Below are 25,516 nucleotides of genomic sequence, written 5' to 3'. Positions count from 1 at the left end.
ATTGCCGACGCCATGAGCAGCCATACAGAAATCGACATTTGCGCTTCTTCCGAGATCGAGGAGGGCGGCCGCGGCAAGCGCTTTCCGGTGCTGGTGCGCGGCGACGACGCCAGCGGCTTCGTGGTGCGCTATGGCGGCCAGGTGTATGGCTACCTGAACCGCTGCGCGCATGTGCCGGTGGAGCTGGACTGGGCCGAAGGCGAATTCTTTGAATCCAGCGGCCTGTATCTCATGTGCGCAACACATGGCGCGGTTTACGCGCCCGATACCGGAAAATGTGAAGGCGGCCCTTGTACCGGCGCGCATTTGCGTAAGATCATGACGGTGGAGCGGGATGGCCGGATTTACTGGCGTCCGGACGAACTGGTCAAGGCTGCCGGGGCATGAGCCCCGGGGCAATCCGCGAAGGCGCATGAGAAGCGCCTTTCGTTTTGAGTGAGCATATGAGCAATAACGAATTCGAAAATCCCCAATCGCCGCCGCCGGCCGGCGCTACGCCGGCCCCGGAAGCGGCTGCCACGCCCAAGCCCGGTCGCGACGACAAGAAACATATCGGCTGGGAACGCGACGTGCTGGAAAAGCTGGCGCTGTTCGCGGTCAAGGAACAGCAGGCGCGGCGTCGCTGGAGCATTTTCTTCCGCATTGTGATCCTGATGGCCATCGTGTTCGGCATCTGGATGGCCTTCACCTTCGGCAAGACCGAGAGCGAACCGCTGGGCAGGCACACCGCGCTGGTGGAAATCAAGGGCACCATCGAATCCGAAGGCCAGGGCTCGGCCGGGGTGGTGATCCCGGCGCTGGACAAGGCCTTCGCCGCGACCGATTCGGTCGGCGTGATCCTCAAGATCAACAGCCCCGGCGGCAGCCCGGTGCAGGCCGGCATGATCAACGACGAGATCACCCGCCTGCGCAAGGAATATCCGAAGAAGCCGATCTACGTGGTGGTCGAGGAAATGTGCGCCTCCGGCGGCTATTACATCGCTGCCGCGGCCGACCGCATTTACGTCAACAAGGCCAGCCTGATCGGTTCGGTCGGCGTGCTGATGGACGGGTTCGGCTTCACCGGGCTGATGGACAAGCTGGGCGTCGAGCGCCGCCTGCTGACGGCCGGCGAGAACAAGAGCTTCCTCGACCCGTTCAGCCCGCAAAGCGCCAAGCAGCGCGAATATGCCCAGGCCATGCTGGACGAGATCCACCAGCAGTTCATCGACGTCGTGCGCCAGGGCCGCGGCGCGCGGCTGAAGGAAACTCCCGAAACCTTCTCCGGCCTGGTGTGGACCGGTTCCAAGGCGGTCGAACTGGGCCTGGCCGATGGTTACGGCACGGTCGACAGCGTGGCGCGCGATGAGATCAAGGCTGAGGACGTGGTCGACTACACCCAGGCCGAGAAGCTTTCCGAGCGTGTGCTGAAGAAGTTCGGTGTGGCTTTCGGGGCAGGTGTTGCCAAGACCCTGATGTCTGCATCTCCGCCTGCGTTGCGTTGAGCGCTGAGCGCTGAGCGCCGAGAGCGGAAAATGGAAGGCCGGCTGATATTTCAGCCGGCCTCTGTTTTTTTACTCAAACATCCCGTAATCCCGTAATCCCGGATATCTCAATCGGCCAATAACAAGAACACCGTCGGTTTCTTATGGAAATCCGGTCCCTGGCCAGTCGCCAGCGCGGTTTTCCATTGTCCCGCCGTCTGCGTGCGCACCGACTCCGTCGGCAAGCTCAAGTCGGTCGCCACGCACACCAGCGTGTTGCCCTGGCAATGACTGGCTAATGCCTCCAGCATGGCGGCATTGCGGTAAGGCGTTTCGATCAGCAACTGGGTCTGCTTTTCCTTGCGCGAGCGATCTTCCAACTGGCGGATGCGTTTGCCGCGCGCATCGGCATCGGTGGGCAGGTAGCCATTGAAGGCGAAGCTTTGGCCGTTGAGCCCGCTGGCCATCACCGCCAGCAGCAACGACGACGGGCCGACCAGCGGACGCACCTGGATGCCGTGCCGGTGGGCCAGGCGCACCAGGTTGGCGCCGGGGTCGGCCACTGCCGGCACCCCGGCTTCGGAAATCAGGCCGCCGTCGCGCCCTTCAAGCAGCGGCGCCAGCAAGGCCGGCAAGGCCGAGGCGTCGGTGTTGACGTGCAGTTCGGCAATGTCGATTTCCTGGATCGGCTTGGACAGCGCGTGGCGGCTTCCCAGCAGTTTGAGGAAGGCGCGCGTCGTCTTGGCGTTTTCGGCGACGAAATAATCCAGGCGCGCGGCCGCGACTTGCACTTCGCGCGGGATGATGGCGTCCAGTGGGTGCGGCGCGCCATCTTCCCCGGAAGGCATGTCGACAGGGCCGAGAGTGTTGGGAATCAGATAAAGAATGCCCGGCATCGGAGGAAATTGAATAAATTGTATAAAATAATATTTGCGCCGCCATGCTGCATGCGGCATCGTCATTTTACAGGCCACGCGCGGCTTTGCGGGCGGCGGCCATGGAAAGAGGGCACGGACGATGCGCCGTATGGCGCCTGCGGCGCGCCAAAGTGTCATTAAACTGTCACGTAAGCCGATTATCTTGTCTGCTCGGTCAGGGCCGGTCAAATCGTTTTAAGTATTTTTAAGCATCGTCGGGCGATCGCGCCTGCTCGGAAGGGAATGAATGTTTGCAGCGGTAGATCTCGGTTCCAACAGCTTTCGTTTGCATATCGGAAAATATGAAAATGAAGGCATCCGCGTCATCAAGAGCGCGCGCGATCCTATCCGCCTGGCGGCCGGCATCGACAAGAACGGTTACCTCACCGAGCAGGCCTGCAAGAGCGCGCTCGACTCGCTGACCCGTTTCCGTGCCATTTTGCGCGACTACTCGCTGGACGCGGTGCGCGTGGTGGCGACCAATACCCTGCGTGTGGCCAGGAATGCGCACGAGCTGCTGCCCGAGCTGGAGCGCGCCATCGGTTATCCGGTCGAGATCATCTCCGGCGAGGAGGAAGGGCGCCTGATCTACATGGGCGTGGCCGGTGTGCTGGCCGAGCCCAATGAAGAGCGCATGGTGATCGACATCGGCGGCGGCTCGACCGAGGTCGTCCGCGGCCTGGGCGGGCATATCCGCCATGTCGAATCCTTCGGCATCGGCACCGTCAACCAGAGCCTGGCGTTTTTCCCGGATGGCGCGATTACCGCGGTCGCGTTCGAACGCGCGATCCTGTCGGCGCGCTCATATGTGGAGGATGCGGTACACCTGTTCAGTTTCGATGGCGGCGTCAACATCTATGGCTCGTCCGGCACCATACGTGCCATCGCCGACACGATCGCCCGCAACGGCATGGGCGATGGCCGCGTCACCTTGCCCGGCCTGGAAGACCTGATGCAGCGCCTGATCGATTTCGGCCATGTGAGCCAGATCGAGCTGGATGGCATGAAGCCCGACCGCGCCGGCGTCATCATGGGCGGGCTGGCGGTATTGATCGGTTTCATGCAGGAATTCGGCATCGAGGTCGTCACGCCGGTGGAAGCCGGGTTGCGCATGGGCGTGATGTGGGACCTCCAGCTGCGCGCCACCAAGGCGGACCGGCGCGACATGTCGGTGGACGATTTCTGCCGCCGCTTCCATGTCGACGCGGCGCGCGCCCATGGCGTGGCCGACACGGCGCAGGGGTTTTTCCAGCTGCTCAAGCCGGCCACCGATTCCTATGCGCGTTACCTGCACTGGAGCGCCTTGCTGCACGAGGCGGGGCTGGTGGTGTCGCCCACCGGTTACCACAAGCATTCGTCTTACCTGATCGCCAATGCCGACCTGCCGGGTTTCACCACCCGCGAGCAACGCCTGATGAGCACGCTGATCCTGGGGCAGAAGGGCAACCTGAAGAAGATCAGCGAGATGCTGGCCGATGTCGATTTCGCCAAATCGGTGCTGGCGCTACGGCTGGCGGTGATGTTCCGGCATTCGCATATCACGCTTGACCTGGATAAGGTGAAGGTCAAGTTCAAGAGCAAGATCGAGCTGGAAATCCGGCGCGACTATGTCAAGGAGCATCCCAGCATTTCCTTCTGGATCCAGAAGGAACAGGAGTGGTGGGCCGGCATCGGCGTCGATTTCGCGCTGAAGGTATTGGCCTGAGCTGAGAGCGCGGTTTTCTGCTGTGAATACAATCCCCCTGCCGGTCCACGACGGCAGGGGGATTTCGTTTTGGGAAGAGCGATCGAATGTTTTGGAACATTGCGCAGGCATTCCGATTTGAATGGTAATGGTTCTTATTTGTGTTATAGTCGCCGTCGGTTTCCGATGCGGGCCGGCGCAAGCGCCGCATCAATGCCCATATACCAATAACGAGGCATCGCACGATGCCATTTCGCGGATTGCCTCCCACGCCAAAATGAAGCCCGGATACGCCGCGGCATTCGATCAATTTTTTGGAAAAGGATGGTCCATGTTCTCTCGTCAACTCGTGGTCGGCGCTTTGCTGGCCGGTACCGCACTGTCTTCCGTCGCCCAGGAGAAGGTGATCAACCTCTATTCGGCACGCCACTATCAGACTGACGAAGCGCTCTATGCCGATTTCACCAAGACCACCGGCATCAAGATCAACCGCATCGACGGCGACGACGCCGGCATCGTCGCCCGCCTCAAGAGCGAAGGCGCGTCCAGCCCGGCCGACGTGATCCTGCTGGTGGATGCCGCGCGCCTGTGGAAAGCGCAAAGCGAAGGATTGTTCCAGCCGGTCAAGTCCAAGGTGCTCGATGAACGCATTCCGGCCAACCTGCACAGCAAGGAAGGCAGCGACGGCGCCCAGTGGTTCGGCTTCTCGACCCGCGCCCGCGTGATCGTCTACAACAAGGCCAGCGTCAAGCCGGAAGATGTGGACACCTACGAATCGCTGGCCGATCCGAAGAACAAGGGCAAGCTGTGCACCCGCAGCGGCGCGCACCCATACAACGTCTCGCTGTTCGGTTCCCTGCTGGAGCATAACGGCGCCGCCAAGACCGAGGAAATCCTCAAGGGCATGGTCGCCAACCAGGCGCGCCAGCCGGTGGGCGGCGATACCGACCAGATCAAGGCAGTCGGTTCGGGCGAGTGCGGCGTGGCCATTTCCAACTCCTATTACGTGGCGCGCCTGCTGCGCTCGACCAAGCCTGAAGACGTGGCGCTGATGGAGAAGGTCGGCATCGTCTGGCCCAACCAGAAAAGCTATGGCGCCCACGTGAACATCGCCGGCGCCGGCGTGGCCAAGCATGCGCCGCACAAGGCCGAGGCGGTGCAGTTCCTGGAATACCTGGCCAGCGACAATGCGCAGCGCTATTTCGCCGAAGGCAACAACGAATGGCCGGCGGTCAAGAGCGTCAAGACCGATAACCCGGCATTGCTGAAGATGGGGCCGTTCAAGGCCGAAGTGATCAACGTCGGCGCGGTCGGCGCCAACCAGCAGAAGGTGTTGCAGATGCTGGATCGGGTCGGTTACAAGTAACTCCTGACAACGTCTGAGGTTATGGCAGAAGGCCGGCATTTGCCGGCTTTCTTTTTGGGATGAACCTTACGCGGTGCGAAACGGATTGCGCTCGTTGAGCTCGCTCATGTAGTCGTCGATGCCGCCGCTTTCGCGCTGCAGGAAGTGTTCCACCGCATCGTAGAAGCCGGGATGCGCCAGCCAGTGCGCCGACCAGGTTTTTTGCGGCAGGAAGCCGCGCGCCATCTTGTGCTCGCCCTGGGCGCCGCCTTCGAACCAGGCGATCTTCTCGGCGATGCAAAATTCCAGAGGCTGGTAGTAGGCCGTTTCGAAATGCAGGCAGGGCACATGCTCCAGCGCGCCCCAGTAGCGGCCGTACAGCGTGCTGCGGTCGTACACCGTGAGCGAAGAGGCGATGGGTTTGCCGTCGCGTTGGGACACGGTCAGGAGCAGGTTGTCCGGCATGGCCTGGCCGATGCGCAGGAAAAAATCGAGATTGAGATAGGGCGTGGAGTAATGCGCGGCGTAGGTATGGCGGTAGCAGCGGTGGAAGAAGCGCCAGTGGGCTTCCTCGATTTCCTTGCCGTGCAGGGTGAGAAAGCGCACGCCTTGCTCGGCCACCTTGCGCCGTTCGGCCAGGATGTTCTTGCGTTTCTTGCGGTCCAGCGTGGCGGCGAATTCGTCAAAGCTGGCGTAGCCCTCGTTATGCCAGTGGAACTGCACGCCGCTGCGCAGCAGGAAGCCGGCATCGGCCAGCGCCTGGGCCTGCTCCGGTGGCGGATAGAGGATATGGGTGGAGGAGTGCGCCCCGTCCTGCTGCAAGGCTTGCAGCGCCGCCAGCAACGCCGAGCGCGCCGGTTCGTCGCATGCCAGCAGGCGGCTGCCGCGTACCGGCGTGAACGGAATGGCCGACAGCAGCTTGGGGTAGTACGCCAGGCCGTGGCGTTGGTAGGCCTCGGCCCAGGCCCAGTCGAACACGTATTCGCCGTAGGAGTGCGATTTCAGGTACAGGGGCAGGGCGCCGGCCAATTGCTCTTCATGCCAGACGGTCAGGAAATGCGGTTGCCAGCCGGTTTCGGCGCAGGCTGCGCCACTTTCGTGCAGCGCGTGCAGGAAAGCGTAGGAAAGGAAGGGATTGGCTTCATCCTGGACGGCAACCAGGCCGTCCCATGCCGCTTGGCCGATCTCGGCCAGAGAAGAAACGATTCGCGTGCGATAATCCATTGACTGCAATTGAGGTAGCGTTGCCTGTTTCTTCGGTTGCCATTTGCGCTTGCCGCAGCAAGGCATCGAACAGGCATTCTACGCAAAATGAAAAAACGCGTCGCAGGCGCGGCAAACGGATGCCATCAGGCAGCGGAAAATACGACATGCAAAGCGAATTCTTCAATCTGTACAGCCACGGCTTCGCCCGCGTCGCGGTGGCAGTGCCCCAGTGCAAGGTGGCCGATCCCGGCTACAACGCCGCGCGCACCATCGAGCTGGCCGAGCAGGCCGCCGCCGCAGGGGCGGTGCTGGTTTCCTTCCCGGAGCTTGGGCTGTCGGCCTATAGCTGCGAAGACCTGTTCCAGCAGCGCGCCTTGCTGGACGCCTCGCTGCAGGCCTTGCAATCGGTGCTGGACGCCTCGCTGCGCGTGCCGGCCGTGCTGATTGTGGGCATGCCGCTGAAGGTCGACCACCAGTTGTACAACTGCGCCGTGGTGGTGTCTGCCGGCCGCATCCAGGGCGTGGTGCCCAAGAGTTACCTGCCCAACTACAGCGAATTTTACGAGGCGCGCCAGTTCAGCAGCGCCGATTGCGCCGTTACCCGTCGCGTGTACCTGCTGGGCCAGGACGTCGCATTCGGCAGCCAGTTGCTGTTCGACATCCGCAATATCCCCGATTTCCGCTTCCATATCGAAATCTGCGAAGACGTCTGGGTGCCGATCCCGCCGTCTTCCTTTGCCGCGCTGGCGGGCGCGACGGTGCTGGTGAACCTGTCGGCGTCGAACATCGTGGTCGGCAAGTCCGGCTATCGCCACCAATTGGTTTCGCAGCAGTCGGCGCGTTGCCTGGCGGCTTACCTGTATTCCTCGGCCGGCAACGGCGAATCGACCACCGACCTAGCCTGGGACGGCCAGGCGCTGATTTATGAAAACGGCGAACTGCAGGCCGAGTCCGAGCGGTTTGCCGAGCAGGCCCACGTGATCTATGCCGACATCGACCTGGAACGCCTGTCGCGCGAGCGCTTCCACCAGACCACGTTCGGCCAGTCGGTGCGCCGCCATGCCGATGAAGTGCGCAAGTTCGAGGTGGTCGGTTTCGAGGTTGACGTGCCGCAACAGAAGTCCCTGCCGCTCAAGCGCCGCGTGGCGCGCTTCCCCTACGTGCCGGCCAATAATGCGCAGCGCGACGAGCGTTGCCGCGAGGTCTACAGCATCCAGGTGCAGGCGCTGGTGCAGCGCTTGTCTTCCAGCAATATCAAGAAGGTGGTGATCGGCGTGTCCGGCGGGCTCGACTCCACCCATGCGTTGCTGGTGTGCGCCAAGGCGATGGACAAGCTGGGTCTGCCGCGCACCCATATCCTGGCCTATACCATGCCCGGCTTCGCCACCAGCAGCCGCACGCTGGTGCAGGCGCACAAGCTGATGGAGCAGGTCGGCTGCACGGCGCAGGAAATCGACATCCGCCCCAGTTGCGAACAGATGCTGAAAGACCTGGACCATCCATATTCGCGCGGCGAGCCGGTGTACGACATCACCTTCGAAAACGTGCAGGCGGGCGAGCGCACCAACCACCTGTTCCGGCTGGCCAACCACAATGGCGCCATCGTGATCGGCACCGGCGACCTGTCCGAGCTGGCGCTGGGCTGGTGCACCTATGGCGTGGGCGACCACATGTCGCATTACAACGTCAACGCCAGCGTACCCAAGACCCTGATTACCCATCTGGTGCGCTGGGTGGCCGAATCGGCGTCGTTGGGGTTGACGCACCCGGAAGTGCTGATGCAGATCCTGGAAACCGAGATCAGCCCCGAACTGGTGCCGGGCGCCTCGGCCGGCGAGCCCGGCCAGCGCACCCAGGATTTCATCGGCCCCTATGAGCTGCAGGACTTCAACCTGTACTACATCCTGCGCTACGGTTTCACCCCGGCGAAGGTTGCCTTCCTGGCGCATACGGCCTGGCGGGATCGCGAGGCCGGGCACTGGCCTGACGGGCTGCATGGCGCGCATAACGAATACACGCTGGCGCAGATCAAGAAAAACCTGGGCATCTTCCTGTTCCGGTTCTTCAAGACCAGCCAGTTCAAGCGCTCTTGCGTGCCCAACGCGCCCAAGGTCGGCACCGGCGGCTCGCTCTCGCCGCGCGGCGACTGGCGCGCTCCCAGCGATTCCGAGGCAACGGTCTGGATGGATGGACTGGAGCGGATACCGGACGCGGACGCCTGAGCGCCGGTTGCCGCGCATCGGGGGCGCGAGCGATTTTCAGGCGGCCTCCTGCCACCGGAGGTTGAAAGCCGGATGCTCCTGATTGACAATGCAAATGGATGCTGGCCGCCCGCGGTTGCCGGCAGGATGCATAGGGCAGGCATCGGCCAATTAAGCAGAATGTGCGTGCCGCGCAGGTAAGTGCCGATAAAAGTTAACCATCTACTTATAGTTTTTTAGTTAACAATCGATTTTTTTGGACATGTCAAGAGAGGAAGTTATCATGAAACAAGTGACCGCTATTATCAAACCGTTCAAGCTGGACGAGGTTCGGGAGTCTCTGGCCGAGGTGGGAGTCACGGGGCTGACGGTCACCGAAGTCAAGGGTTTCGGCCGCCAGAAGGGCCATACCGAGCTTTACCGCGGCGCCGAGTACGTGGTGGACTTTCTCCCCAAGGTGAAGATCGAAGTGGTGGTCGACGATGGCGTGGTCGAGCCGGCAGTGGATGCCATCATCAAGGCCGCCCGCACCGGCAAGATCGGCGACGGCAAGATTTTCGTACAGGAAGTCGAGCAGGTGATCCGCATCCGGACCGGGGAAACCGGCGCTGACGCCGTCTGACCGAAACCGGCCGCAGGCCGGTTTTTTCTTGCCTCCCGTTCCGGCATGAGGACTGGCTGCTGATGCAGCGATTCTTGCAATAGGAGGGATCATGCCGGGTGCGGCCATTCATGTTGTCGGCATTGCCATCGCAGCGCTTTGGCGGCGGCCGGCATCCGGGCGCGAGGCTGCGCCGGGGCGCCGCTGGCGCATCCTGCTGCTGTGGCTGGCGGCAGCGGCCTGTTGGCCGGCGCAGGCCGAACCGGGCGTCTATCCAAACCGCATCGTCATTGGCCAATCCATCGGCATGACGGGGCCGTTGTCGTCATTGGCAAGGCAATGTGCGATTGGCGCCAAGGCTTATTTTTCCGAGATCAATGCCCAGGGCGGCATATACGGCCGCAAGATAGAAATGGTGAGCCGCGATGACGGTTACCAGGCTGATGTCGCGCGGGCCAATACCGAACGGCTGCTCAATGTGGATCGGGTGTTTGCGCTGTTCGGCCATGCCGGCTGGCCGGGGATCGACGCTTCCTTGCCGGCGATCACCCGGGCGCGCGTGCCGTTCCTGTTTCCCTGCACCGGCGCTCCTTCCTTGTACCGCAATGTCAATCGCTACGTTTTCACGATGCGGGCCAGTTATACCCGCGAATACCGTTACCTGCTGGAGCGCTTCGGCCGCTTCGGCGTCAAGAGCGTGGCGCTGGTCTACCAGAACAATAGTTTCGGCCGGCAACTGTTGTCCGGGTTGGAAGAAGAGGCCGCAGCGCGCTCGATTGCCCTGTCCCCGATCGAAGGCAGCACCGAGGGAAATTTCCCGGCCCTGATACGGCGCATGATGGCCTTGCGTCCCGATGCCGTGCTGCTGGTCAACGGCGACCCGGCGATCAATTCCGCCGTGGTGCGCGGCATGCAGGAAGCCGGCTACCAAGGCCGTTTCTTCGGCGCATCCATCATTGGGGTGCGGGCGCTGGCCGATGCGCTGGGACCGTTGTCGCGCGGCGTGATCATCGCGCAGGTCGTGCCTTCGCCCTGGCAGGTATCCATGCCGCTGGTGGCCGACTATCGCAAGACGATGCTGGGCAGCGGCGTATCTGAATTCTCTTTCGGCAGTATGGAAGGTTTCATCTCGGCGCGCGTGTTCGTCGAGGCCTTGCGCCGCGCCGGCCGCAATCCGACGCGCGAGAAGCTCATCAATGCGCTGGAAAGCATCAACGAGTACAACTTCGACCACCGCGGTTTTCCGCTCAATTTTTCTCCCAACCGGCACGGCGGATCGGACTATGTCGATACCACCGTCATGGCCGGCGACGCCGTTTTCGTCAATTGAATCCATGTTGAATCAGTCAGGAGTGTTGCAGACTTGTTCCAGATTGGAACAAGTCTGGCACACGGCTGCAACACAGCTGCAACATGCGGCGCAAATGGCGCCACATGCCGCCATGGCGCAGGCCCGATGCCAGGAGGGTTTGGCCGGTGGGCGGGCAATGCCGGCGCTGCGGCATCGCGCTGGCATGCGGTTTGCCCCATGTCCGCTTGAACCCCAGGCTGGACGCTTGTCCGGTCATCCGCGCACCTGCGCGGCAAGCGATCCCGCCCGGGTTTTCATTCCTATAAACCCATGGAGACGACATGAATCTGGCAGACATCAGCAAGCTCGGCGTACGCGACCCGTTCAAGCAACGCTACGACAATTTCATCGGCGGCAAATTCATGCCGCCGGTCAAGGGCGAATACTTCGAGAACATCAGCCCCGTGATTGGCCGCGCCTTCTGTGAAGTGGCGCGCTCCAGCGCGGAAGACATCGAACTGGCGCTGGATGCCGCGCATGCGGCCAGGAAAGCCTGGGGCAAGACTTCGCCCGCCGAGCGCGCCAACCTGCTGCTGAAAATCGCCGACCGCATGGAGGCCAACCTGGAGTTGCTGGCCACGGCCGAGACGATCGACAACGGCAAGCCCATCCGTGAAACCCTGGCCGCCGACATCCCGCTGGCGATCGACCACTTCCGCTACTTCGCCGGCGCCATCCGCGCCCAGGAAGGCGGCATTTCATCCATCGACAACGACACCTACGCCTACCACTTCCATGAGCCGCTGGGCGTGGTCGGGCAGATCATCCCGTGGAATTTCCCGATCCTGATGGCGGTGTGGAAACTGGCGCCGGCGCTGGCTGCCGGCAACTGCGTGGTATTGAAGCCGGCCGAGCAGACGCCGGCCTCGATCATGGTGCTGCTGGAACTGATACAGGACCTGATCCCGCCGGGCGTGCTCAACGTGGTGCAGGGCTTCGGCGTGGAAGCCGGCAAGCCGCTGGCCTCCAACAAGCGCATCGCCAAGATCGCCTTCACCGGCGAAACCACCACCGGCCGCCTGATCATGCAATACGCTTCGCAAAACCTGATCCCGGTGACGCTGGAACTGGGCGGAAAGTCGCCCAATATCTTCTTCGCCGATGTGCTGGACAAGGACGACGCGTTCTTCGACAAGGCGCTGGAAGGTTTCGCCATGTTCGCGTTGAACCAGGGCGAAGTCTGCACCTGCCCCTCGCGCGTGCTGGTGCAGGAGTCGATCTATGAGCGCTTCATCGAACGGGCCCTCAAACGCGTGGCCGCCATCAAGCAGGGCAATCCGCTCGACAAGGGCACCATGATCGGCGCGCAGGCGTCGCAAGAGCAACTGGAGAAGATCCTTTCCTATATCGACATCGGCAAGCAGGAAGGCGCCAAGGTGCTGGCCGGCGGCGGGCGCGAAGAACTGGGCGGGGACCTGGGCGCGGGCTATTACGTCAAGCCCACCGTGTTCCAGGGCCATAACAAGATGCGCATCTTCCAGGAAGAGATCTTCGGCCCGGTGGTGTCGGTGACGACCTTCAAGGACGAGGAGGAGGCGCTGGCGATCGCCAACGACACGCTCTATGGCCTGGGCGCCGGCCTGTGGACGCGCGACGGCACGCGCGCTTTCCGCATGGGCCGCGAGATCCAGGCCGGCCGCGTGTGGACCAACTGCTACCACCTGTATCCGGCGCATGCCGCGTTCGGCGGCTACAAGCAGTCCGGCATCGGCCGCGAGAACCACAAGATGATGCTCGACCATTACCAGCAAACCAAGAACCTGCTGGTGAGCTACAGCCCGAAGGCGCTCGGCTTCTTCTGAGGCTGGCGATATGGGCGACGGCGCCGGGCTGCGGCCGGCGCCGTTTTTCACGGCAGGGACAAGAACATGGAGACGGCCATGCAGGCACCGGAACGCGTGAAGGCGACCGAGGCGGCGATCGGGTTGCTGCGCGACCTGAAGCGACGCCACGGCGAGCTGATTTTCTTCCAGTCCGGCGGCTGCTGCGACGGCAGCGCGCCGATGTGCTACCCCGCCGGCGAGTTCACGCTGGGCGACACCGACGTGCATCTGGGCGAACTCGACGGCGTACCGTTCTACATCGGCGCCGACCAGTACGAATATTGGAAGCACACCCAACTGATCATCGACGTGGTCAACGGCAACGGCGGCATGTTCTCGCTGGACAATGGCAGCGGCAAGCGCTTCCTGACCCGTTCTCGGCTATTTACCGACGAGGAGTTCGACGCCTTGCCGCCGTTGGCCAGCCGTTGACCGATTCAACCTCCGCGCGTCTTGATGCGCCGGTAGATGGTGTTGCGCGAAATGCCCAGCGCCTTGGCCGCGGCGCTGACGTTGCCGGCATGCGCCTGCAGGGCGCGCTCGATGGCCGACCATTCGTTGTCTTGCAATGACAAGGCCGCCGGCGCCGACATGGGCATTGGCGTGGCGCGGCCGGGAAGGGCGCCGGCCTCTTCGAGGAAGTCGTCAGGCAGGTGCTGCAGCGTGACGCATCGTTCGCCGTCTGCCATGGCCAGTGCGGTGCGTATCAGGTTGCTTAATTGGCGCAGGTTGCCCGGCCACCGGTGGGACAGCAGCAGATGCCGCACCTCGGCAGCCAGTTGCGGCGCTTGCCCTGCGGATTCGCGCGCGAGGATATGGTCGACGAGCTGCGCCAGGTCGCTGCGCTCGCGCAAGGCCGGCAACCGCACCTGCAAGCCGTTGATGCGGTAGTACAGGTCTTCGCGGAAGGCATGGCTGGCCGCCATGTCGCGCAAGGGACGGTTGGTGGCGCAGACCAGCGCGAACGCCACCGGAATCAGGCGGTTGCTGCCCAGCGGCATCACCGCGCGTTCCTGCAGCACGCGCAGCAGGCGTGCCTGCAGCGCCAGCGGCATGTCGCCGATCTCATCCAGGAACAGCGTGCCGCCATGCGCCTGCGCGATCTTGCCCACGGCCCCTTTGCGCCGCGCGCCGGTGAAGGCGCCGTCGTCGTAGCCGAACAGCTCGGCCTCGATCAGGTGCTCGGGGATGGCCGAACAGTTCACCGCCACGAAGGGGGCGATGCCCGCATGCGCGCCATGCGCCGGTTGCCGGCGCAGCATTTCCTGGTGGATGGCCTGGGCCAGCCATTCCTTGCCGGTGCCGGTCTGGCCGGTAATGAGGATGGGGATGTCGCGGCCGATCGCCTTGCGCAGCTTGTCGATGACATTGCGCATCTGCGCGTCGCCGGTGTCGAGCGACTGCAAGTCCGGCCCCGGCGCGGCCGGCGTTATCCGTTGCGCAGGCGGCGCGGATGTTGCCGTTCGCGCCGGCTCGGCGAGCGCATCGCGCGCGCTCTGGAAGTGCTGTTCCTGCAGCCGCATCTCGGCGCGCGCATGGATCTGGATGCCGTTGTGCAGATACAGCGCCAACAAGCCCGGCATGGCCTTGCGGTAGTGGTCGGAGAGCATCGACACCGGCACGCCGAACAGCGAGCTGAAGGTATGCGATTGCAACGCCCCCAGCGGCAGCCCGAGCTGGAACAGCGCGCTGCGGTTGGCCGCCAGGAAGCGCCCGCCCAGGGTGAAGCTGGCGATGCCTTCGACCAGCGTGCCGACGAATTCCGGGCGGCTGTGGAAATGCACGGTGATGCAATCGGGGAAGCTGCCGGTCAGCAGGTGGTTTTCGATCATCTGCGCCGACATGCGCACCAGCGCCATGGTGTGCTTGTGGAAGCTGCCGCATTCGCCGGAGACGTCCAGTACGCCCAGCACCTTGCCCTGGTGGTCGAAGATAGGCGCGGCCGAGCAGGTCAGGAAGCGGTTGGCGTCGAGGTAATGCTCTTGCGCATGCACGGTGGTCGGCTTCTGTTCGAACAAGGCGGTGCCGATGGCATTGGTGCCGCGCAACTGTTCCGACCAGCGTCCGCCGGCGCCCAGCGCCACCCGGTCGGCCTTGGCCAGGAAGTCGCTGTCGCCCAGCGTATGAAGGATGGTGCCGCTGGCATCCGAGAGGATCACCATGCTGTGGGTATTGCGGATCTGGTCGTAGAGCGTTTCCATCACCGGCCGCGCATGGCCGAACAGGGTATGGTTGGACTCCAGCGTGAGCGCCAGGTCGGGGCGCGAGAGCGTCTCCAGGTCGGGGCGCTGCTGGCGGGTGATGCCATAAGCGGAACTGCGCTGGTGCGAACGCGCGATGGTTTGCAGGTCGAGCAATTGATTGTCGGCCGCAGGCTGCAGCACAGGGGTATTGCTCAGCAGGGACGTGCCGGCATCCGGCCGGTTTGCCTGGTGTTGCATCGTTGTCTCCTTTGGGACCCGAGGTCCTGATCCTCCCTGTTCGATTTCTTATGGATTGGGAAGCGAGGTGGGCCAAGCATAACCGATTAATTCGCGCTTGCCTCCCCCTTGCGCCGCCGATATGGCCGGCCGGCAAGGGAAAATTGAAACAGGGTTTGCAGGCCGGGATGGCAGGGTGCAAAATACTGTATATAAACACAGTATCTCATGCCTCCATCATGTCCAAATCCTCCAGGTTTCCCAGGTTTCCAGAAGGCATCGCCGCTCCCTTCCCGGAACAACCCCAGGCGCCGGCCGACGACGATCCGACGTTGACGCCCGAGTCCTACATCCATCCCAGCCAGGTTGCGCGCAAGGGCCGCGGCGCCGTGACCAATCTGCGCGGGCGCTATGAATCGGTCAGCCGGGAGGCGTTCGACGATGGCTGGCAGGCGATGGCTCAGGCAAGGGAGCGGGAAGGGGCTGACGATATGGACGACGCGGACGAACCTGCGCCCCTGAAAACCATTGTCACCGAAGAAACGGCGAAGTCCATCATCAGCCGCAACAGCTCGCCCGATTTGCCGTTCAGCCTGTCGCTCAATCCCTATCGCGGCTGCGAGCACGGCTGCATCTATTGCTTCGCGCGGCCGTCGCACAGCTATCTGGGCCTGTCGCCGGGGCTGGACTTCGAAAGCCGCCTGTTTGCCAAGACCAACGCGCCGGAGCTGCTGCTGCGCGAACTGGCGCGGCCATCCTATGTGCCCGACACCATCACGGTCGGCATCAATACCGACGCCTACCAGCCGATCGAGCGTGAACTGAAACTGACCCGGCGCGTGCTGCAGGTGCTGCATGACTGGGGCAATCCGGTGGCGCTGATCACCAAGTCTTCGCTCATCGAGCGCGACATCGATTTACTGGCGGCGATGGCGGCCAAGCGCCAGGCCATCGCCGCCGTCACCATCACCACGCTGGACCCGGCCATCGCGCGCACGCTGGAACCGCGGGCGGCCAGCCCCATGCGGCGCCTGCGGGTGATCCGGACGTTGGCCGAGGCGGGCATTCCGGTCAGCGTCTCGATCGCGCCGGTGATCCCGTTCATTACCGAACCGGACCTTGAACGCGTGATGGAAGCGGCCATCGAGGCCGGCGCCGGGCAGGCCGGCTACATCGTGCTGCGCCTGCCGTGGGAGGTGAGCCCGTTGTTCCGGCAATGGTTGCAGGCGCACTTCCCGGAGCGCGCCGCGCGCGTGATGAACCGTATCCAGGACATGCGCGGCGGCAAGGATTATGACGCCAATTTCGCCACCCGCATGCGCGGAGTCGGCGCCTGGGCCGACCTGCTGCAACAACGTTTCGAGAAAGCCAGCCGGCGGCTGGGTTTGACGCACCGTAACCGCGCCTTCGCCACGCTCGACGCCAGCCAGTTCCGGCGGCCGCTGGTGGCGCCGACGGCGCGGCAGCAGGCCGCTACAGGTTCGGGGCAGTTGGATTTGTTCTAGCGCGCATTTCGCTTCTATTGGCCTATTGGTCCATTGGCTGATTGACCTGGTGATGGCATGCGTTCCAAGGACCTGCATGGCCCAGGGGCCGGGATGTTCGCCGTCCCTGATACACTGCGCGCTTTCTTTTGGCGGGCAGGCGGCATGCATACCCTTGAACAATTACGCAGCGGGGCGCTGGCCGGCATCAAACGGCTTTCGCTGTCTTGCGGGCTGCGCGAATTTCCGCGCGAGATTTTCAATCTCGCCGATACGCTTGAGATTCTCGACCTCAGCGGCAACCAGCTCAGTGCCTTGCCGGACGACTTGCCGCGCTTGCATCAGCTGCGCATCATCTTTTGCTCCGACAATGCGTTCACCGAACTGCCTGCCGTGCTGGGCCGCTGCGCGCGCCTGGAGATGATCGGTTTCAAGGCCAACCGCATCGGCCGCGTGCCGGGAGCGGCGTTGCCCGCGGCGTTGCGCTGGCTGGTGCTGACCGACAATCGCATCGAGGCCTTGCCCCCTGAAATCGGCCATTGCACGCGGCTGCAGAAGTTGATGCTGGCGGGCAATCGCCTGCGTTCTCTGCCATCGGAGATGGCGAACTGCCGCCGCCTTGAACTGCTGCGCCTGGCGGTCAACCGGTTCGAGGCGTTTCCGGAGGTGCTGGCGGCATTGCCGCGATTGAGCTGGCTTGCCGTGGCCGGCAATCCATTTTGCGCGGAGTTTGAGGCCGCCGTGGATGGCGCCGCCCAGGCGCCTCCGGTTGAGTGGCGCGATCTTGAATTGCTGCGCAAGCTGGGCGAAGGGGCTTCCGGCGTGATCCACGAGGCGCGTTGGCGCACCGGGAGCGAGGCGCGCGCGGTTGCCGTGAAACTGTTCAAGGGGGAAGTCACCAGCGATGGTTTGCCCCGGCGAGAGATGGCTGCGGCCATCGCGGCCGGCGATCATCAAGGGCTGATTCCCGTGCTGGGGCGGTTGCGGGGGCATCCGGACAGCGCTCACGGTCTGGTGATGCCATTGATTGCGCCCAGCTTCGTCAATCTTGCCGGCCCGCCCAGCCTCGTATCGTGCACGCGCGACGTGTACGCCGAGGAAACCGTCTTTGAATGGCGCCACGCCTTGGGGGTAGCCCGCGATGTGGCCGCCGCAGTGGCCCATCTGCACCGCCGCGGCGTGGTGCACGGCGACCTGTACGCGCACAACATTTTGCATCGGGCGCCGGGCAGCGCATTGCTGGGCGACTTCGGCGCCGCATCCTTGTGCGACCCGGCCGCTCCTTATGCGGCGGCCTTGCAGGCGATGGAGGCAAGGGCGTTCGGCTGTCTGCTGGAAGAATTGCTGCAGCATTGCGCGCTGCCCGGCCTGGAACCCGTTATTGAGCGGCTGGGCCGCTTGCGCGACCGATGCCGTTCCGAAGCGCCTGGCGATCGGCCGGATTTCGACGGCATCGCACGGGAACTGGCGGCGTCGGTGGCCTCACTCGAGCGCTCCAGCTGCGCGGCTTAGCCGGAGACGCGCTCGCTGGACTTGAGCAGCACCACCAGCGCGCCGGCGCCGCCGTCGGCCGCGCGCGCCTGGCAGAAGGCCATCACTTCATCCTTTTGCGCCAGCCAGTTGCGCACCTTGTGCTTCAGCACCGGCTCCTTGTTGACCGAACCCAGGCCCTTGCCGTGGATCACGCGCACGCAGCGCAGGCCGCGTTTCCTGGATTGGCGCAGGAATTCACCCAGGGCCTCGCGCGCCTGGTCGCGCCGGTAGCCGTGCAGGTCGAGCTGGGCCTGGATCACCCAGTTGCCGCGCCGCAGCTTGCTGAGTACGTCGGGGCCGATGCCGGGACGGGCGAAGCTGAGGTTTTCATCGCTGTCCATCAGGGTGTCGACGGTGAATTCGTCGGACAGCGACTCCATCAGCGCGGCCTGCTCGTCGGCCAGATGCTGGCGTGGAATGGGCGGCGGCAGCTCCGGCAGATGGTGCGCCTTGTCGGCCGCCTTGGCGCGCAGCGGCGCCACCTGGCCGATGCTGTTGCGGAAGATATCGGTGTCTTCCCTGAGTTTAGCCTCGTTGCGCAGGCGTTCTGCCTGCGCTTCGGCGCGCGCCTGCTCCTGGGCCTGCAATTGCTTGCGCAGCCCCTTGAGTGCGGAAAAATCCTTGATTGTTGCCATGATGCAGCCCGGTCAAACTTCCCAGCGGGCTACTTTATCAGAACCTGAACAGGTTCTCGGAACGACACCCGAGGTTCAGCCGCAGGCCAGCTTGATGATGACCTTGCCGGGGTCGGTGTGGATGTTGAGGCGAGCGGGGTTGAAGTCCATGGTGGCGGCGTCGCCGGGACGCAGGACACGCACATCGGATGCGCCCGACTCTTGCATGGCTTGGCGCTCGATATAGCCGCTGACATTCTGGCCGATCAGATAGTCGACCTTGGCGGCATCGCAGCCGGCACTGCTGTCGGCGTCATGCGGCTTGGGCTCCTGGGAGGCGCTGCAGGCAGCCAGCAAGGCGGCCAGCGCGAGCGGGGAAAGCAGGGAAAGCAGGAAAAGCCGGGCGGCACGGGGAAAGGCCATGTTTTTCCTTTCTGTTGATAAAAAGCAAAGCCGGTAGAAGCACTGGGCTCCTACCGGCTTTTGGATGAGCGGCCGCTCCGCTAGTTCAGCGCTGGCGAAAGTTTATTCCAGGCCTTCGAGATAACGCTGGGCATCGAGCGCGGCCATGCAGCCGGTGCCGGCGCTGGTGATGGCCTGGCGATAGACGTGGTCTTGCACGTCGCCGGCGGCGAACACGCCTTCGACGCTGGTGGCGGTGGCAAAGCCTTCGGTGCCGGTGCGGGTCTTGAGGTAGCCGTTATGCATCTCCAGCTGGCCTTCGAAGATGCTGGTGTTGGGCTTGTGGCCGATGGCGATGAACAGGCCGTGCACCGGGATATCGGTGATGGCGCCGTCCTGGGTGGACTTGATCCTGATGCCGGTCACGCCGCTGTCGTCGCCGACCACTTCATCGAGCGTATGGTGCCACTGGATGACGATCTTGCCTTCGGTGACCTTGTGCAGCAGGCGGTCGATCAGGATCGGTTCGGCGCGGAACTTGTCGCGGCGGTGGATGATGGTGACCTTGCTGGCGATGTTGGACAGGTACAGCGCTTCCTCGACCGCGGTATTGCCGCCGCCGACCACGGCCACTTCGCGGCCGCGATAGAAGAAGCCATCGCAGGTGGCGCAGGCGGAAACGCCCTTGCCCATGAACGCCTGTTCGGACGGCAAGCCCAGGTACTGGGCCGAGGCGCCGGTGGCGATGATGAGCGAGTCGCAGGTGTATTCGCCGGAGTCGCCGATCAGGCGGAACGGGCGTTCGGACAGCTTGGTGGTGTGAATGTGGTCGAAGATGATTTCCGTGTTGAAACGTTCGGCGTGCTGCAGCAGGCGCTGCATCAGTTCCGGACCTTGTACGCCCAGCGGGTCGCCCGGCCAGTTCTCGACGTCGGTGGTGGTCATCAGCTGGCCGCCTTGCTCGACCCCGGTGATCATCACCGGATTGAGGTTGGCGCGTGCGGCATACACGGCGGCGCTGTAGCCGGCGGGGCCGGAACCGAGGATCAGGACCTTGGCATGTTTGGGCGTGCTCATAAGATACTCTTTGTCTGTTTAATGGGATCGCTCAACCTAGCTTGAGACGAATTCCGGGATTTCAATTCAGGGCCGCAGGGCGGCGGTGCGAACGCGCGAGCGGGAGGCTCGTCAATACTGCGCTGCAAAACGGGTAAGATTATAGACGAAGGCCCCTGTCCAGCTGATGGAATTACGCTATTCATCCGATAGGCCGCGCGGGCCCGGCCGCACCTGCCGTTTGCCGCGCGGGAACTTGTAGAAACGATAATGCCGCCGCGCCCGGAGTCCTGTGCGCGAGCCCCCAAAAGCGCATGACGCCAATCTAATGCCGTTACAATGACGGCTACGCTTTTTTTGCACGGAAGTTATGTCGAAGACGAGTCAAGCCCATATCCGCAACACCAAAGCGCCGGCCCCGCCGATGCCCAACCGCCTGGTGCGGCTGATTTCCGAAGCGCGCTGGCTGGCGCTGACCGCGCTGCTGGTCTATCTGGTCTTGATCCTCCTGACGTACTCCAAGACCGATCCGGGCTGGTCGGTGGCCAGCTCGGTGCCGCGCGCGGCCAACTGGGGCGGCCGCGTGGGCGCCTGGGTGGCCGACCTGATGCTGTACATCTTCGGCCTGTCGGCCTGGTGGTGGTGCGTGCTCCTGGGGCGCTCGGTCTGGAGCGGCTATCGCCGCCTGTCCAACCGCTTCCTGGTGGAAAAGGAAGCCGAGCCCGAACACCGGCAGGAACCGCTGATCCGCGCTATCGGCTTCGTCTTCATGATGACCGGCAGCCTCGGCATCGAATTCACCCGCATGCATCGCCTGGCGCCCAAGCTGCCGCATTCCCCCGGCGGCGTGCTGGGCGAGATGATCGGCACGGCGGTGCAGCCGACCTTCGGCTTCACCGGCGCCACCTTGCTGCTGCTGTTGCTGTTCGGGCTGGGCTTTTCCCTGTTCTTCCATGTGTCGTGGCTGGCCGCGGTGGAGCGCATCGGCGGCGCCATCGAGGATGGCCTGCTGTGGGTGCGCAATTTCTTTGCCGCGCGGGCCGACCGCAAGGCCGGCGCCGAAGCCGCCGTCAAGCGCGAGGAAGTGGTGGTGCAGGAGCGCGCCAAGATCGTCGAGGCGCCGCCGATCCGTATCGAGCCGCAGATCGTCGAGGTGCAGAAATCGGATCGCGTGCAGAAGGAAAAGCAGACCAGCCTGTTCGACGACAGCAATACCGACCTGCCGCCGCTCTCCCTGCTGGATGAAGCGCCGCCGGCGCAACAGACGGTGTCGGTCGAGACGCTGGAATTCACCAGCCGCCTGATCGAGAAGAAGCTCTCGGACTTTGGCGTCGAGGTCAAGGTGGTCGCGGCCTATCCGGGCCCGGTGATCACCCGCTACGAGATCGAACCGGCCACCGGCGTCAAGGGCAGCCAGATCGTCAACCTGGCGCGCGACCTGGCGCGTTCGCTGTCGCTGACCTCGATTCGCGTGGTGGAAGTCATCCAGGGCAAGAATTACATGGGCCTGGAGCTGCCCAATCCCAAGCGCCAGATCGTGCGCCTGACCGAGATCCTCGGCTCCAAGGTCTACAACGACAGCCACTCCAGCCTGACCGTGGCGCTGGGCAAGGACATCGCCGGCAACCCGGTGGTGGCCGACCTGGCCAAGATGCCGCACTTGCTGGTGGCCGGCACCACCGGCTCGGGCAAGTCGGTGGGCATCAACGCCACCATCCTGTCGCTGCTGTACAAGTCCACGCCCAAGCAGGTGCGCCTGATCCTGATCGACCCCAAGATGCTCGAACTGTCGATCTACGAAGGCATCCCGCACCTGCTGGCGCCGGTGGTGACCGACATGCGCCAGGCCGGCCATGCGCTGAACTGGGCGGTGGAGGAAATGGAGCGCCGCTACAAGAAGATGTCCAAGCTGGGCGTGCGCAACCTGGCCGGCTACAACCAGAAGATCATCGATGCCGACAAGCGCGGCGAGAAGATCCCCAATCCGTTCAGCCTGACCCCGGACGCGCCGGAGCCGCTGGAGCAGCTGGAAACCATCGTCATCATCATCGACGAACTGGCCGACCTGATGATGGTGGTGGGCAAGAAGGTGGAAGAACTGATCGCCCGCATTGCACAGAAGGCGCGCGCGGCCGGCATCCACCTGATCCTGGCCACCCAGCGCCCGTCGGTGGACGTGATCACCGGCCTGATCAAGGCCAACGTGCCGACCCGCATCGCCTTCCAGGTATCGTCCAAGATCGACTCGCGCACCATCCTCGACCAGATGGGCGCGGAAACCCTGCTGGGCATGGGCGACATGCTGTACATGCCGCCCGGCACCGGTTTGCCGGTGCGCGTGCACGGCGCTTTCGTTTCCGACGATGAAGTCCACCGCGTGGTGGATCACCTCAAGGCCCAGGGGGAACCGAATTACATCGAAGGCATCCTAGAGGGCGGCGTGCTGGAAGATGCCGAGGGCGGCAGCGGCGCCGGAGCGGGCGCCGGCGGCGGCGAGAGCGATGAACTCTACGACCAGGCCGTGGCGGTGGTGCTGAAGAACCGCCGCGCCTCGATCTCGCTGGTGCAGCGCCACTTGCGCATCGGCTACAACCGCGCCGCGCGCCTGCTGGAGCAGATGGAGCAAAGCGGCGTGGTATCGACCATGCAGTCCAACGGCAACCGCGAGATCCTGGTGCCGGCGGGCAATGACGCCGACTAAGCGGGGACAAGGCGGCGGGCCAAGAGTGGCCGCCTACCTTGTTGCGCAACTGTATGTAAGAACGGAAACGATATGAACAATCCCAGGCATCCCTTGTTTGAAGGAATCGAACGCCGCGGCCGGGCACCAGCCCGGGCGCGCGCCATCAACCTGCGCCGCATCCTCGTGGCGGTTTCGCTGTCGGCGCTGGCCGTGGCCGGCGCCATCGTCTTTACCGCGCTGACGCCGGGCCGGGCCTCGGCGGCCGCGCTGGAGCAGTTCAAGCAATTCGTCGCCAGCACCCAATCGGCCAAGGGCGATTTCACCCAGCGCCTGGTGCGGAACGACAATGGCGCGGCCAAGGTGGTGAACACGTCCAGCGGCGCTTTCGTGTTCTCGCGCCCGGGGAAATTCATCTGGACTTACCAGAAGCCCTATGAGCAGGTGATCCAGGCCGACGGCGAAAAGCTGTTCATCTACGACAAGGACCTGAACCAGGTCACCACCAAGAAACTGGGCAATGCGCTGGGCTCTTCGCCGGCGGCGATCCTGTTCGGCAGCAACGACCTGGAAAAGAATTTCACCCTGAAGGAATCGGGCGTCAAGGATGGCGTGGAGTGGCTGGAGGCGGTGCCCAAGAGCCGCGACACCACTTTCGACCGCATCGGCATCGGCTTCAGGAACGGCATGCCGGTGGCGATGGAGCTGCACGACTCCTTTGGGCAAGTCTCGGTGCTCAGTTTCGACAGCTTCGAGAAGAATCCGCCGCTGAAGGTCAACAGCTTCACCTTCACCATCCCCAAGGGGGCGGACGTATTCAACAACTGAGCAACGACCGGATTGTCGCAGCTCCATGAAAAAGCCCCGCAAGTGTGAACTTGCGGGGCTTTTCCGTGCATGGCCGGGAGGCTTAGTCGCCGTCGGCCATTTTCAGCAGCGGCAGCTTGTCCTTCACGTCCTTCCACTGCGCGTGGTCGGCCATCGGCGCCTGTACCTTGGTAATGGGCTTCCAGCCGGGATGCTTGGCCAGCCTAGCATTGAGGTCTTCGAAATGCGCCAGCGCCACCGGCAGGTCGGTGGCGTTATAGATGGCGCCGACCGGGCATTCCGGCACGCACATCGAGCAGTCGATGCAGCCATCCGGGTCGATGGCCAGGAAGTTCGGCCCTTCGACGAAGCAGTCCATCGGGCAGACGCTGACGCAATCGGTGTACTTGCACTGGATGCAGGAATCGGTAACGACAAAAGGCATGGGATTCTGGAGCGGGCAGGGTGACAACTTGCGCGGACCGGCCGCGCGGCGAACCGGTATTTTAACCGCTAAGCGGAAACGCGCGCCCGGCGCCTGTCGGGGCCACGTCGCGGTGCGCGTACTTGACTCTGCGTTAGACTACTGCCTTTGGCGGCCGATCTACCTGCCGCCGCACCGACTGATTTCAAGATGAACCTGATCCCCCTGGCCGAGCGCATGCGGCCGCAATCCTTCGATGACGTGATCGGCCAGCAGCATGTGCTGGGGCCGGGCAAGCCCTTGCGCGTGGCGTTCGAATCGGGCGAGCCGCATTCGATGATCCTGTGGGGGCCGCCGGGCGTGGGCAAGACGACGCTGGCGCGGCTCATGGCGGACTCCTTCAACGCCGAATTCATGGCGTTGTCGGCAGTGCTGTCGGGCGTGAAGGACATCCGCGAGGCGGTTGAACGGGCCCAGTTGATCCGCGCCAATTCCGGCCGCCGCACCATCCTCTTCGTCGACGAGGTGCACCGTTTCAACAAGAGCCAGCAGGATGCCTTCCTGCCGCACGTGGAAAGCGGGCTGTTCACCTTCATCGGCGCCACCACCGAGAATCCCTCGTTCGAGGTCAACAGTGCGCTGCTCTCGCGCGCTGCCGTGTACGTGCTCAAGTCGCTGACCGAGGACGACCTCGGCGCCATGGTCGAACGCGCCTGCCACGAGGAGCTGGACGGCTTGCAGTTCCAGCCGGAAGCCAGGGAGATGCTGGTCGCCAGCGCCGATGGCGACGGCCGCAAGCTGCTCAATAATCTGGAAATCGTGGCCCGCTCGGCGCAGGCCAAAGGGCTGGCCACGGTGACCGCCGAAGTCCTGGCCGAATGCCTGGGCGATGCGCTGCGCCGCTTCGACAAGGGCGGCGACGCCTTCTACGACCAGATCTCGGCGTTGCACAAGTCGGTGCGCGGTTCCAACCCCGATGGCGCCTTGTACTGGCTCACGCGCATGCTCGACGGCGGCACCGACCCGCGTTACCTGGCGCGCCGCATCGTGCGCATGGCATGGGAAGACATCGGCCTGGCCGATCCGCGCGCGATGACCATCGCCAATGACGCCGCCGCTACCTATGAGCGCCTGGGCTCGCCCGAAGGCGAACTGGCGCTGGCGCAGGCGGTGATCTATCTGGCGGTGGCGGCCAAGAGCAACGCCGGCTACATGGCCTACAACCAGGCGCGCGCCTTCGTCGCCAAGGACAAGTCGCGCCCGGTGCCGGAACACCTGCGCAACGCGCCGACCAAGCTGATGAAGGAACTGGGCTACGGCAAGCTGTACCGCTACGCCCATGACGAACCGGAAGGCTATGCCGCCGGCGAGACCTACCTGCCGGACGGCATTCGCGAACCCAACTGGTACCAGCCGGTGCCGCGCGGGCTGGAAGCCAAGATCGGCGACAAGCTGGCGTACTTGCGCGAGCTGGATCGCCAGGCGCGCAAGAGTTCCAAGTAAGT

General features: G+C 63.8%; 21 protein-coding genes. 14 read left to right on the top strand and 7 right to left on the bottom strand.

The window, feature by feature from the left end:
• The first annotated feature begins 12 nt into the window (after nt 1-12).
• Complete coding sequence (locus FB597_RS17250; protein ID WP_141911265.1) at nt 13-387, top strand: Rieske (2Fe-2S) protein; 375 nt, start codon at nt 13-15, stop codon at nt 385-387.
• Nucleotides 388-443: 56 nt separating this feature from the next.
• The gene (locus FB597_RS17245) at nt 444-1,484 is read left to right on the top strand and encodes a S49 family peptidase (RefSeq protein ID WP_144770196.1); all 1,041 of its coding nucleotides are present in this window, start codon (nt 444-446) and stop codon (nt 1,482-1,484) included.
• A 107-nt stretch (nt 1,485-1,591) separates the two neighbouring features.
• Here FB597_RS17245 and FB597_RS17240 read toward each other — a convergent pair whose 3' ends face one another.
• Nucleotides 1,592-2,359, bottom strand: coding sequence for an SAM-dependent methyltransferase (locus FB597_RS17240; RefSeq protein ID WP_144770195.1), 768 nt, complete (start codon nt 2,357-2,359; stop codon nt 1,592-1,594).
• 268 nt (nt 2,360-2,627) lie between these two features.
• On the opposite strand from FB597_RS17240, the gene FB597_RS17235 reads away from it, so the two are divergent.
• Together FB597_RS17235 and FB597_RS17230 are read left to right on the top strand one after the other, a co-directional pair.
• Nucleotides 2,628-4,085, top strand: coding sequence for a Ppx/GppA phosphatase family protein (locus FB597_RS17235; protein ID WP_141911272.1), 1,458 nt, complete (start codon nt 2,628-2,630; stop codon nt 4,083-4,085).
• A 310-nt stretch (nt 4,086-4,395) separates the two neighbouring features.
• The gene (locus FB597_RS17230) at nt 4,396-5,430 is read left to right on the top strand and encodes an extracellular solute-binding protein (RefSeq protein ID WP_141911275.1); all 1,035 of its coding nucleotides are present in this window, start codon (nt 4,396-4,398) and stop codon (nt 5,428-5,430) included.
• Between the two features lie 66 nt (nt 5,431-5,496).
• Here the strand turns inward: FB597_RS17230 and FB597_RS17225 are convergent, their stop codons facing one another.
• Nucleotides 5,497-6,633: a GNAT family N-acetyltransferase gene (locus tag FB597_RS17225; RefSeq protein WP_144770194.1), complete on the bottom strand. Its 1,137-nt coding sequence runs from the start codon at nt 6,631-6,633 to the stop codon at nt 5,497-5,499.
• A gap of 146 nt (nt 6,634-6,779) precedes the next feature.
• Between FB597_RS17225 and FB597_RS17220 the strand changes: the two genes are divergently transcribed.
• The 5 genes from FB597_RS17220 to FB597_RS17200 all read left to right on the top strand — a co-directional run bounded on the left by FB597_RS17220 (nt 6,780) and on the right by FB597_RS17200 (nt 13,023).
• A complete protein-coding gene (locus FB597_RS17220; protein ID WP_144770193.1) occupies nt 6,780-8,837 on the top strand; it encodes an NAD(+) synthase in 2,058 nt (685 codons plus the stop codon).
• A gap of 262 nt (nt 8,838-9,099) precedes the next feature.
• Complete coding sequence (locus FB597_RS17215) at nt 9,100-9,438, top strand: P-II family nitrogen regulator (RefSeq protein ID WP_050466307.1); 339 nt, start codon at nt 9,100-9,102, stop codon at nt 9,436-9,438.
• A 91-nt stretch (nt 9,439-9,529) separates the two neighbouring features.
• The gene (locus FB597_RS17210; protein ID WP_144770192.1) at nt 9,530-10,747 is read left to right on the top strand and encodes an ABC transporter substrate-binding protein; all 1,218 of its coding nucleotides are present in this window, start codon (nt 9,530-9,532) and stop codon (nt 10,745-10,747) included.
• A 302-nt stretch (nt 10,748-11,049) separates the two neighbouring features.
• A complete protein-coding gene (gene adh, locus FB597_RS17205) occupies nt 11,050-12,570 on the top strand; it encodes an aldehyde dehydrogenase (RefSeq protein ID WP_144770191.1) in 1,521 nt (506 codons plus the stop codon).
• A 78-nt stretch (nt 12,571-12,648) separates the two neighbouring features.
• Nucleotides 12,649-13,023, top strand: a complete 375-nt coding sequence (locus FB597_RS17200) for a DUF779 domain-containing protein (protein WP_144770190.1) — start codon at nt 12,649-12,651, stop codon at nt 13,021-13,023.
• Between the two features lie 5 nt (nt 13,024-13,028).
• Here the strand turns inward: FB597_RS17200 and FB597_RS17195 are convergent, their stop codons facing one another.
• Nucleotides 13,029-15,032: a sigma-54-dependent Fis family transcriptional regulator gene (locus FB597_RS17195; protein ID WP_144770189.1), complete on the bottom strand. Its 2,004-nt coding sequence runs from the start codon at nt 15,030-15,032 to the stop codon at nt 13,029-13,031.
• Between the two features lie 218 nt (nt 15,033-15,250).
• Between FB597_RS17195 and FB597_RS17190 the strand changes: the two genes are divergently transcribed.
• Complete coding sequence (locus FB597_RS17190) at nt 15,251-16,516, top strand: PA0069 family radical SAM protein (protein ID WP_144770188.1); 1,266 nt, start codon at nt 15,251-15,253, stop codon at nt 16,514-16,516.
• A gap of 144 nt (nt 16,517-16,660) precedes the next feature.
• Nucleotides 16,661-18,007 carry a leucine-rich repeat-containing protein kinase family protein gene (locus FB597_RS17185; protein ID WP_144770238.1) on the top strand — a complete coding sequence of 449 codons (1,347 nt, stop codon included), beginning with the start codon at nt 16,661-16,663 and terminating at the stop codon, nt 18,005-18,007.
• Here the strand turns inward: FB597_RS17185 and FB597_RS17180 are convergent.
• From FB597_RS17180 to trxB, 3 genes are all read right to left on the bottom strand, one after another.
• On the bottom strand, nt 18,004-18,663 hold the full coding sequence (locus FB597_RS17180; protein WP_144770187.1) for a Smr/MutS family protein: 660 nt from the start codon (nt 18,661-18,663) through the stop codon (nt 18,004-18,006). The two genes, FB597_RS17185 and FB597_RS17180, sit on opposite strands and share 4 nt — an antisense overlap.
• Before the next feature lie 75 nt (nt 18,664-18,738).
• A complete protein-coding gene (locus FB597_RS17175) occupies nt 18,739-19,065 on the bottom strand; it encodes an I78 family peptidase inhibitor (protein ID WP_144770186.1) in 327 nt (108 codons plus the stop codon).
• A gap of 102 nt (nt 19,066-19,167) precedes the next feature.
• Nucleotides 19,168-20,121, bottom strand: coding sequence for a thioredoxin-disulfide reductase (gene trxB / locus FB597_RS17170; RefSeq protein WP_141915969.1), 954 nt, complete (start codon nt 20,119-20,121; stop codon nt 19,168-19,170).
• Between the two features lie 349 nt (nt 20,122-20,470).
• Between trxB and FB597_RS17165 the strand changes: the two genes are divergently transcribed.
• Nucleotides 20,471-22,801, top strand: a complete 2,331-nt coding sequence (locus tag FB597_RS17165) for a DNA translocase FtsK (RefSeq protein WP_141915967.1) — start codon at nt 20,471-20,473, stop codon at nt 22,799-22,801.
• Between the two features lie 72 nt (nt 22,802-22,873).
• The gene (gene lolA, locus FB597_RS17160) at nt 22,874-23,608 is read left to right on the top strand and encodes an outer membrane lipoprotein chaperone LolA (protein ID WP_141915965.1); all 735 of its coding nucleotides are present in this window, start codon (nt 22,874-22,876) and stop codon (nt 23,606-23,608) included.
• An 82-nt stretch (nt 23,609-23,690) separates the two neighbouring features.
• On the opposite strand, the gene fdxA is transcribed toward lolA, so the two are convergent.
• Nucleotides 23,691-24,032: a ferredoxin FdxA gene (fdxA, locus tag FB597_RS17155; RefSeq protein ID WP_141915963.1), complete on the bottom strand. Its 342-nt coding sequence runs from the start codon at nt 24,030-24,032 to the stop codon at nt 23,691-23,693.
• A gap of 189 nt (nt 24,033-24,221) precedes the next feature.
• Between fdxA and FB597_RS17150 the strand changes: the two genes are divergently transcribed.
• On the top strand, nt 24,222-25,514 hold the full coding sequence (locus tag FB597_RS17150; protein ID WP_141915961.1) for a replication-associated recombination protein A: 1,293 nt from the start codon (nt 24,222-24,224) through the stop codon (nt 25,512-25,514).
• The last annotated feature ends 2 nt before the right edge of the window (nt 25,515-25,516 follow it).

This window comes from Herbaspirillum sp. SJZ099 (assembly GCF_007828355.1).
In the GTDB taxonomy this organism is placed as follows: Bacteria; Pseudomonadota; Gammaproteobacteria; order Burkholderiales; family Burkholderiaceae_D; genus Herbaspirillum.
Note: the sequence above shows the minus strand (reverse complement) of the source record. Positions and strands in the feature narration are given on the sequence as shown.